The organism is Veronia nyctiphanis (genome assembly GCF_004116385.1).
Taxonomy (GTDB): Bacteria; Pseudomonadota; Gammaproteobacteria; order Enterobacterales; family Vibrionaceae; genus Veronia; species Veronia nyctiphanis.
This window is the reverse complement of record NZ_PEIB01000069.1, coordinates 1-4,775: the sequence shown is the minus strand read 5'-3', so window position 1 is coordinate 4,775 and position 4,775 is coordinate 1. Positions and strand designations below refer to the sequence as shown.

The 4,775-nt window shown below is 40.9% G+C and carries 2 protein-coding genes; both read right to left on the bottom strand.

All coding sequences use genetic code 11. From position 1 onward, the window contains the following. Positions 1 to 303 precede the first annotated feature (303 nt). Positions 304 to 3,327, bottom strand: a complete 3,024-nt coding sequence (locus CS022_RS24245) for a polysaccharide lyase family 8 super-sandwich domain-containing protein (protein WP_161569743.1) — start codon at positions 3,325 to 3,327, stop codon at positions 304 to 306. Between the two features lie 939 nt (positions 3,328 to 4,266). Continuing rightward, positions 4,267 to 4,775: hypothetical protein (locus CS022_RS25080; RefSeq protein ID WP_201746390.1), on the bottom strand; the 509-nt coding region annotated here is incomplete at its 5' end.

Sequence of the window (4,775 nt, the reverse complement as noted above, 5' to 3'; positions counted from 1 at the left end):
CCGACGGAGACTGGAAATCTCTAGTTATTCGTTGTCTCGTTAACGGGGAAGTGGACATTTGAGAATGAGTTCGGTCACTGCTCAGACGACCCAACGGAGAACTTCATTATCACTGACTTCCTTGTCCAAAATATAGGCAAATAACATCTTAATTCGCTAATTAACATAAGAAACCACAAACCTAGTGGGGTTTCTTATTACCCATTTTATAGTCTTGTGTTTATAAATTTAGTTGTTTAAACATTTCCGCTCCATGAATCGGGGTAGAACCCTTATATTTACGACCAAGGCATTCATGTTTGGTTAATCTGACAGTATCAAGCTTGGGCCGCGTGATGTCTCCCTGCTCGAAAAGCTAACGTAAGATTCACTCTGCGGGCGAGTCAAATTTTCAACCAACAAACTCACTTTCCCATCGTGAATGAATTCGCTTACATCAACCTCCACCCATTGATGCAGATCTCGACTACTCACTACCAAATTTTTCTTCGTTGCCGCCTCATTTGTAGGTAAAGAAGTCCAACTAATAGCAGATTCGCTCCACTCACTGTCCGATAACCGTGAAACAGTTAATGTTTTTTCTCCCTTTCCAACACTATTCACATATAGCTTCAATATTGCTGAAGTATTTAGGTCAACACCTTTCTCAGATAAGTCAAAACTGATGATTGATTTTCGATTATACCCTCCATGATCGGCTTTAACCGCCAGATAATGTGCATTACCGAATGACTGAGTAACGTATTTTCCATCTCTTACGTACGCGTCTTTGTCACTTTTCACTGAACGATATAGGACTAACTGCGGTGCGTATTTACCCTCCCGACTCGAAAAGGATACATAAGATTGACTACGTGCGTGACCAGGGTTTTCGAGCAACAAACTAACCAAACCCTCTTTATGTATCAGCGACGAAACATCAACTTCTACCCAACTGTTTCTATCTGAACGTTCGATTGTCAAACGTGGCCCAGAATTTTCTTTTCTGGGCACCTTATGCCATGTTAATGACGATTCAGACCAATCAGAGGCAGCTAAACGAGAAACGATAATGCTTCGATGACTATCCAAACCAAGGTTTCGGACATAAAGCCTCAACTTTGCAGTTGTGCTTGAATCAATTTTTTGACCCTGCAGATTAAACTGAAGTACAGAGTTACGCTTGTATCCTGGGTGGTCGGCTTTAACTTCCAGATAACCTGCCTTTCCAAAAGATTGATTTTTGTAACGCCCGTTGCGAACAAAAGTGTCTTTAATGACAGGAAAGACGCTACCCTCTATACCCCAGTTGACTTCAACTTCCTTACCAAGCCATCTCTGGTCAGAAGACGTATTTATCCGAGCTTGCTTTTTACTCCCTTCACTCTCAAACGTCACAAAGACTTCTGTTCCACGACCTGGCGTCGACAGTGTTATGCGTGGTTCACTTTTACTTTGGTCTATGACAAGCACACTCGGCTGATTAACTGACAAGATAGAGCCATCCAGCAAGGTTAGGTTACCCGGCCTATGAAAAACTACACCCGTTACATTAATTGCTTCATTCGTAACTGATTGAATATTTGTACTGTTCTCTAATACAACAATCGGCGTGTTTTGAGAGTACTGCTGAACCTCCTCGGCAGTCTTATCAGGAACAATAATGTACTGATAGTGTCGATTAGAAGGCTTCCAGCTGTGCCCTATACGTAACATAAAAACGTCTTCTTTGACTGCCTTGTTTGGCTGAGAGCTACTGATGTTATTCCAGTTCCCATGTTTAGTTTGATTGTCCATATGTCCATACCAGTAGGCTGGAAACACATATCCGACTCCATCATGATGAACCCAAGAAGCATCAACAATAGCACGACTGCCTCTTTTGTATTCGACTCCATCAACGGTAACAGGGCCATTTAATTTGGTCTGATTAATGGTCGTATTAATGTAACGATTGTGTGTTGATGTTATTCCAGCGCCCAAAGCAACCATTTCATCGTCAAAGCTAAACCATGCTTTTTTTGCCTTCGTTTGATGTGCGTTCATATTCATCACTGCAACACCGAAGCGGCCGTTAGATACACCACCTACAAACGATGTTTTAGCTGAAATAGCCCCCCAATCAGCCGGCTTTTGTGCAAGTTGTGGTGATGTTACGCCTGGTATAAGGGCCCAATTCCAGACTGGAAAAATATTATGGTACTCATTCCCTTTTCTCATAATGAACATACTGCCAAAGCCAAGCCAATTACCTAATAGGTTTTCGCCATTGCCGCTCTCATTCGGCTCTGTCCTGTTGGAGTTCATTCTTATACCAATAAAATGGTTTTGCCCTATCTTACTTGCGTAATCAGACCGCCAGAAATTCTTGAATCCAATTAGGCCGGAATTTCCACCTGTGACATGGTCACGAAATGCATGTGCTGCTTCAGCTTTGTCAGGAGATAACGTTGCTATGTAATCACTCTGTTTTTTTGTGCCTGATGAATGAATACCTCTCAACCTACTAATCCCTCTTCCGATGACGTTATAATCTAATGTTCCATGACTATTCATCCACCGCATCCCTTCAAGGTAAAAATTCGTCAAAACATCAATCTGCTTTGGTGAAAATTGCCACTGTAAGTCACGCACCTGATAGGCCCAGAAAACAGCGGTATTAAAAAACGCTTCGCCATAACCACCAGTGTAAAGTTGTGGACCGTGTTGATGAAAAGAGTAGTCTGCCTGAATCCCCTCCGAGTCAGTAATGACCACTGTTTCTTTGATTCCTGAGATACCAATGTTAACTCTGTGTGCATTATCAGATAGCAAGCCACGGTATATAACACCTTTAGAAATATCACTACGATTTGCGCCAGTCATCTGAGGATGTGAGGGCAAGTCGGCTATAATCTGTGTTTCCAATTGGCTAGGAAGAAGATTACCAAGCATTAAAGCTGAAGGCCCAAGATACAACTGCCTACCAATGGTATTCCACCACCAGTTTTCATGCTTTGGATTTATTGAATACCAAAAAAATAACGCATCAACAGCAGCTTGTGAGTATCCTTTTTGAGGAAAGATAAACCCTGCAGCAGACAATATTTTAATACGATTTAAGTGTTCTCTAATATGAGTATCACCGGATTTCAACAAGGAATAGTTGATATCTGGCCATCGTCCATTTTGCTCAATCTTTTCTTTATATTTGTTTGCAGAGATAATCAGTGTGTCTTCTGAATAGCTTTGTGCATATTCACGAGTCACGCGGTCTTTTAAGGTCGACACATCGTCAGCAATACTATTTCTCGAGGTGAAAGTCAGTATCACAGTAATGAAAATTAAATATTTCTTATAAAGAATCAAGTGATAAACCCTTTAATCATTAAGTTAAATAAATGTGTTATTGTCAATCATATTCATAGCCTATAAATTATAGGCTCCGTTATGAAAACGGCACCCAGATTTAAAAGTTATTATTTATTTGGCGGAATATGATAATTATTTGGCACGACTGGAATAAAACACTAATTTTGCTAATTAAAGCATGCGCTTAACTTATTTGTGGTCCATATTGGCCGATTGAGAGACAGTGATCTTATTCGCTATCGATTTGGTGAAGGAATACAATAACGAGAGGCTGTATGACTCTCTCAATGACCTTAGCCCTTTGTAGTGCCTTATAGCCGGAATACCCCTCATTAAGACTGCCGCTAATATGGGGAGCGTGACAATTTTTCTTTAAGTATCGATTACCGAGTTAGATATCTCATCCATTGAGCTTTTAGGCTATTTCGAGCTGCTGGCATACAGACTGAACATTGCCTTGGATATAATTAGCGGAAATTTTTCATTTGGGGAAGTTACCCTGAATCTCTGGTGTATTGTGCAACTTGAATGAAAAAGAAAGGCTGTTCTATCTTTGACCAAAAGCCTGCACATTATCTCAAAACTGACTGTCTGGAGACCTGCGACTCGACATATTGTCCTTGGGAGTTTGAGTTTCCCGAGCCTCTTCTTCTTAGAAGCAATTACAGTAGAAAGCCTGTTTATTATGAGTTTGGGAAAGTAATAACAAGGCCTTGGTTTGCAGGATTTGGAACGTATTTTAGTTATTTGCTTTACCTACGGCTCTTTTACAAGTTTGGTATTAAGGGCGCATTGGCTTTACTTCAGTGGACGTTGAACTTAGAAAGTTAAATCCAAAACGCCTATTAGACCTGATCGATTCAGGATTACCTTGGCTCAAATTGTTTTGAATCTGTCAACCAAGGTTTTTCGAAAAATAGTAAACTCATCCGTTTACTATTTGTAGTAAAACTCATAACCGACTCGTTTTAGAGGCCTGAACTCCTTAGGAGGTAAGGGAGGAATATCCTCAGTATTAATAACCCGCTCGGTAACTATATAACCGCAAGTCGCCTGAATACAATCATCGCTAAATAAATAGCGAATACCAAACTCGCCATGTTTTGTTTCAGCTTGTTCGATATACGTTTTAACTGTTTGCCCGCAGTATAATCTTGCAAGGCAATGCTCAAGGCTAATGCCGTACTTGCTCTCAACCAAAGCGGTAATATTGTCGCCAGGCACTCGAGCGGCGACTTCAATAAGATAGGCATTGTTATTCACAAACTTAAATTCAAGGTGAAGTACGCCGCGTTGAAAGCCAGTCCCTTTCACAATCTGTATGGCTAAATCTCGTGCAGCCTGTTCAAGCCCTGAAGATATCTTTGCGCCAACAATATGACCAACCTCGTCACATCCAACGAGATGCTTTTCAGTCACAGACAGATGGAGCAATTCCAAATCTT